8 protein-coding genes are annotated in these 4,977 nt (G+C 46.7%); 5 read left to right on the forward strand and 3 right to left on the reverse strand.

The features are described from left to right. On the forward strand, nt 1-203 hold a 203-nt coding region (locus tag QUB70_RS24150), incomplete at its 5' end, for a hypothetical protein (RefSeq protein WP_332983913.1). Here the strand turns inward: QUB70_RS24150 and QUB70_RS24155 are convergent. The 3 genes from QUB70_RS24155 to QUB70_RS24165 all read right to left on the reverse strand — a co-directional run bounded on the left by QUB70_RS24155 (nt 164) and on the right by QUB70_RS24165 (nt 1,694). Continuing rightward, nucleotides 164-508: a hypothetical protein gene (locus QUB70_RS24155; protein WP_332983914.1), complete on the reverse strand. Its 345-nt coding sequence runs from the start codon at nt 506-508 to the stop codon at nt 164-166. The genes QUB70_RS24150 and QUB70_RS24155 overlap by 40 nt on opposite strands. A gap of 409 nt (nt 509-917) precedes the next feature. Then, nucleotides 918-1,199, reverse strand: a complete 282-nt coding sequence (locus tag QUB70_RS24160) for a hypothetical protein (RefSeq protein ID WP_332983915.1) — start codon at nt 1,197-1,199, stop codon at nt 918-920. Nucleotides 1,200-1,307: 108 nt separating this feature from the next. Beyond that, nucleotides 1,308-1,694, reverse strand: coding sequence for an AbrB family transcriptional regulator (locus QUB70_RS24165; RefSeq protein WP_332983916.1), 387 nt, complete (start codon nt 1,692-1,694; stop codon nt 1,308-1,310). Nucleotides 1,695-1,962: 268 nt separating this feature from the next. Between QUB70_RS24165 and QUB70_RS24170 the strand changes: the two genes are divergently transcribed. The 4 genes from QUB70_RS24170 to pyrR all read left to right on the forward strand — a co-directional run bounded on the left by QUB70_RS24170 (nt 1,963) and on the right by pyrR (nt 4,929). After that, nucleotides 1,963-2,406: an Rrf2 family transcriptional regulator gene (locus QUB70_RS24170; RefSeq protein ID WP_332983918.1), complete on the forward strand. Its 444-nt coding sequence runs from the start codon at nt 1,963-1,965 to the stop codon at nt 2,404-2,406. Between the two features lie 33 nt (nt 2,407-2,439). Then, nucleotides 2,440-2,841 carry a GFA family protein gene (locus QUB70_RS24175; protein WP_332983919.1) on the forward strand — a complete coding sequence of 134 codons (402 nt, stop codon included), beginning with the start codon at nt 2,440-2,442 and terminating at the stop codon, nt 2,839-2,841. A 108-nt stretch (nt 2,842-2,949) separates the two neighbouring features. Beyond that, on the forward strand, nt 2,950-4,029 hold the full coding sequence (gene cbiB / locus QUB70_RS24180) for an adenosylcobinamide-phosphate synthase CbiB (RefSeq protein ID WP_332983941.1): 1,080 nt from the start codon (nt 2,950-2,952) through the stop codon (nt 4,027-4,029). A gap of 366 nt (nt 4,030-4,395) precedes the next feature. Next, the gene (pyrR, locus tag QUB70_RS24185; RefSeq protein ID WP_332983921.1) at nt 4,396-4,929 is read left to right on the forward strand and encodes a bifunctional pyr operon transcriptional regulator/uracil phosphoribosyltransferase PyrR; all 534 of its coding nucleotides are present in this window, start codon (nt 4,396-4,398) and stop codon (nt 4,927-4,929) included. Nucleotides 4,930-4,977 lie beyond the last annotated feature (48 nt).

Consider the following 4,977-nt stretch of genomic DNA (forward strand, 5'->3'; position numbering starts at 1 on the left):
TTAAATACTACGCGCCGGAATCCTGCGTGTCTTGCCATCAAAGTCGCTTCGTTGTTATTCAGTTTGAGCGCTCGTTTGAGGGCAAACACAAAACTTCCTCTCAAGGATTAACTATGGAGAATTTTAGCAAACTATTTGGCACTTTAGTCAAGCTCCCAGCAATTTACCATTTCGATCGCGAATCGGTTGGCTCGCAGCCATAAAAACAGTCGCGGGAGGGAGTAAAACCCGGATAAATGCTCGTCCAAATCGGTTTGTTAGGTGCGACAGCTTCTTTGTACCAGGGGCGCAGGTGGGCCTCGCAGGTTCCCGCTTCTGCGTTTAATTTGGCCGTGCGAGTGCCTCTTTTGTCTGTAGCGCAGTAAATGTTATGAGAGTGGGTAGACTTCGAGGCTGCGACGATTTGCACCGCAACAGAGGCTACTAGAACGCAGGGCAGGGGTATTTTTGTTTGCTGTTGGGAAGTTTTGCTCGCGAATCGGGGCAACGGCACAGGCAGGTGACTCATCGCTCTCTAACACTTTAACTGTTCCGACCGGTAATTTCATTTAGGGGTGATCGGCGCTGTTTGCTTGCCGTCAAAAAACCTCCCACAAAAACAAGCATCAGGAGCGATCGCCGGACTTATACTATTTTAGATTTTAGATTAAAGATTAAAGATTTCAATAATTGGGAATGACTGATGACTGCCGTGGTTTGGAGTTTGGCTACATTTGCATTCTTTTTTTCAACTGGTAGTATTACGCACTGTTAGCTTAGAATACCTCCGCCATTTTCTTGCTTTGTTGGGTTTCCTACCTCAACCAAACCTACTTCTTCCCTCAAACCTCTTCCCGACCTCCGTTATATCTGAGATGTTGCACCATTCTCAATAAGGCTTTTATGGGCGGGCTAGAAGATCCCACCCCACAATCAATTCATTCTTTCTGGAACAGGCCCGAAAAGCCTGTTAAGCGAGAATGGTGCTCTGGGCGTGAGTTACATCCGTTAAATCCCGTACACAATCCGCTGCCGAACTTCCATCCGTTAAATCCGTTAAATCCCGTGCACAATCCGCTGCCGAACTTTTCTTCAACAGCTACGCGGAAAATCCCCCGCTTGTCCAAACGGATATAGCGAGGGGCGAGAATAGGTATTCTCGGAAAATATGAAGTGGTGGCATTGGCTTTTGTCGAGCCATTGCCATCTATAGAAGCCATACTGTTTTAGGCGCACTGAAAAATTTCAGAGCCAACTTTTTGCTTGCAGTCAATGCTTGAAATCAAACCAATCAGTTCAAGCAAGAAGTCAAAGCAAGTCGTAAAGGCCTAGGATACTTCTTCGCGATCGATTTGGCGCAGGTGAATGTGCTTGCGTCCCAGAGAGATTTCAAATTCATCTCCAGGCTGGAGTTCCATCTGTTTGGTGTAGGCGGCTCCAATCAGTAAGTTGCCGTTAGATTGAACGCTAATCCGATAGCTGGCCGAACGTCCGCCGCGTCCGTTGCCGTTTTGCTTCCCGTCTAGCTGAATGCCTTCTGCATCAATCAGCGCATTCAGGAATTTCATCATGTTGACCCGTTCTACGCCGTTTTTGGTAACGGTGTAGTAGCCGCAGGCTCTAGCTTTTTCTTCCTTGGTAAGGTTCTCTAGGTCTTTGACCTTTTTGATAAGACCTTCGCCTTCAAGGGGTTCGACATTTTTCTTTTTAGCCATCTACTGAGTCCTGAAATATTCAACTGGTGTACGGATTTTTTCTCGGTTGGTTTTTGGTTTGACCAAGAAACTTTAGCTTTATAGCTGGTCGTAAAACCATATTACACCGATCGGCTCAATTGTTAACCACTATTATCTAAATATTTTTAACAGCGTGCAGTCTTTCTTGAGGAGTAGCTGCTGGGTTTGTGCGAGCAATCTCTAGACTCGGTAGCATAAGCTATCAGCTATCAGCTAGCTGAATATTTGCCCCCGATCTTAAAATCCCATGAAGTTAACCACACGCGGACACTACAGTGTCAAAGCACTACTGGATCTAAGTTTGCAACCTCGCTTCGGCCCGACATCGGTGAAATCGATAGCGAACCGACAGGAGTTACCGGCTCCGTATCTAGAAAAATTGCTGATTGAAATGCGACGAGCCGGTTTAGTCCAATCAGTTCGGGGCTCCCAAGGAGGATATCAATTGGCCCGGGAGCCCGCTCAAATCTCTTTAGGACAAATCTTAGAGGCTGTAGGCGAAACTATTGAACCTTTACCTCGACATTCTCCCGACGCTTCCCAACCAGAGGACTGGGTAACATTCAGTTTGTGGAACCGATTGCACAAAAAACTCGCCGAAGCGCTGTACAGCATTTCCCTCGAAGACTTATACTATGATGTCCGCAGTTGGCAAGCGGCTCTTGGGGAAGAAACTAGCTTTATCATTTAACTGGTAAGTTCATTTATTCGATCGCGAGCAAACATGGACGAAACACTTGTTACCTACTCCGGCGGCTGTCATTGCGGTGCTGTCCGCTTCCTTGTCGCCGCCCTCAAACACGAAGCATCTGATTGCAACTGCTCTATCTGTAAAAAGAAGGGATTTTTGCACCTGATTGTGCCGCCGGAACGTTTTACCTTGCTCAGTGGCGAAGATGTTTTGACAACCTATACATTTAATACAGGCACTGCTAAACATACTTTCTGCCGGATTTGCGGCATTCACTCGTTCTATCGCCCCCGATCGCATCCCGATCATTTCGATGTCAACGTCCGCTGTCTTGACGACTATGCCATTTCTCAATTTCAGATCGTACCCTTTGACGGTGTTAATTGGGAGCAGAACGTACACTTGCTGGGCGACGAAAGTAATCTCAGCATTTAAAATTGCAGCTCAAAAATCAAAGTCCGCAAGGGTAGCAGCAGTTAAAACCTGCGCTATCGGGCGATCGAGGAGTGCTCGGACGGACTATCAAGTTTGACACAATATATAATGATGCCGGATGAATTTGCTGTTTTGATTTTAGCTGCGGTATTAGATTATTCGATCGGCGATCCTTGGGGTTGGCCGCATCCCGTGCAGGCGATGGGTTGGGCGATCGACTGCTATACTCGATTTGTCTTTAATATATGGAATAACGCCACAGGCCAAATGCCTGAAGCTGGCGATCGTCCCGCTCTCGTCCGGCACAAACTGCTGCTACGATGTGCTGGTACAATGCTAGCGATCGGGCTGATTCTAGGCAGTTATACTGTCAGTTGGTCGATCGTACTTGCTGCTAGTTGGGTGCATCCTCTTTTAGGCATTGCCCTACAGACCATTTTGCTGGCAAGCTGTTTTGCCGGTCGCAGTTTGAGGGCGGCGGCGGTAGATGTGCTAGCGCCTTTAAATGTTGGAGATTTAGTCAAGGCGCGAGAACGGTTGAGCCTTTACGTCGGTCGGGATACCGAAAACTTATCCGAGCCAGAAATTCTGCGAGCATTGTTAGAAACTGTAACAGAGAATGCAGTCGATGGCGTCACAGCACCGCTATTTTATGCCCTAGTTGGGTTCGCTCTGCCGCATCTATTATTAAGTGTTACCGATCGCCCGATCGATCCTAACTCGATGTGGGTGAGTGCTATAGTCCCCTTGGCGATCGCTTACAAAGCAGCCAGCACATTAGATTCTACGATCGGCTACAAAGAAGCGCCATACACAGATTTAGGATGGTTTAGCGCCAAACTCGAAGACGTGCTGACGTGGATTCCTTGCCGGCTAACAGTGATTACTTTAGCCGTTATATCTGGCAAACCGATTTACATTTGGCAGATTTGTCAGAGAGATGCTGTTAAAGATGCCAGTCCCAATTCCGGTTGGAGCGAGTGCGCCTACGCCGCCATCTTGGGAGTGCAACTAGGAGGTACAAATTCCTATCGCGGAGTTATCAAACACAAACCGCTCTTAGGCGAGCCGATTCACCCCATCACACCGCAGCTAATTAGCCAAGCATTGCAATTAACTCGGTATTGCTTTCTGATTTGGTTGGGACTATCATTGCTGTTTTATACTTTATTATGTTTTGTCAGCTAACTGCTGACCTCACCCGAACACAGATACAAGCTCCCGACAGGAGTCTGGAAGAGCCAAAAAAGTTTGGACGTTAGTAGTTCTACTCCCATATTCATCTGTCAAGTCAATCTAAAATCTAAAACTTGTTTGCTCGCGACTGGTCAGCCAGCGAAGTCGAAGGAAGCCGAAGAATCTAAAATCTAAAATCGTTCCACCCCAGATTCATCCCTCAAGTCACTCTAAAATCTAAAATCTAAAATCTAAAATCTAAAATCGTTCCACCCCCAGATTCCTCCCTCAAGTCAATCTAAAATCTAAAATCTAAAATCTAAAATCTAAAATTGTTCGATCCGCCAACAGCCAACAATTATAGCCCAGCAAGAAGCAATGACTAAAATTATCAAAATTTTATCCCCAGATGAAGTGAGGCGCACTCTCACCCGCGTAGCTTCCCAGATTGTCGAAAAATCAGGGAATCCCTCGGAGTTAGTGCTGTTGGGGATTCATAGTAGAGGAGTGCCTTTAGCTCAAATGTTGGCAGATCAAATTGAAGTCCTCGAACAACTCAAAGTATCCGTGGGCGCTTTGGATATTACATTTTACCGAGATGACTTGGATCGAGTTGCGATGCGGACACCGGCTAAAACAGAAATTCCTTTCGATTTAACAGGCAAAACTGTGGTGTTGGTAGATGACGTTATATATAAAGGCAGAACGATTCGAGCGGCTTTGAATGCGGTAAACGATTACGGTCGGCCGGAGAAAATTTGGTTGGCGGTATTAGTCGATCGAGGCCACAGAGAAGTACCGATTCAGCCGGATTTTACGGGTAAAAAGTTGCCGACTGCAAAGGAAGAACAAGTTAAGGTTTACGTTCAAGAGTTCGACGGGCGCGACGGAGTGGAATTGATTAAGGGTTGATAAGAAGAAGGAAGTTCGGCAACGGATTCGCTCGACGGATGTAACGGA

The organism is Microcoleus sp. A003_D6, from assembly GCF_036702825.1.
GTDB lineage: Bacteria > Cyanobacteriota > Cyanobacteriia > Cyanobacteriales > Microcoleaceae > Microcoleus.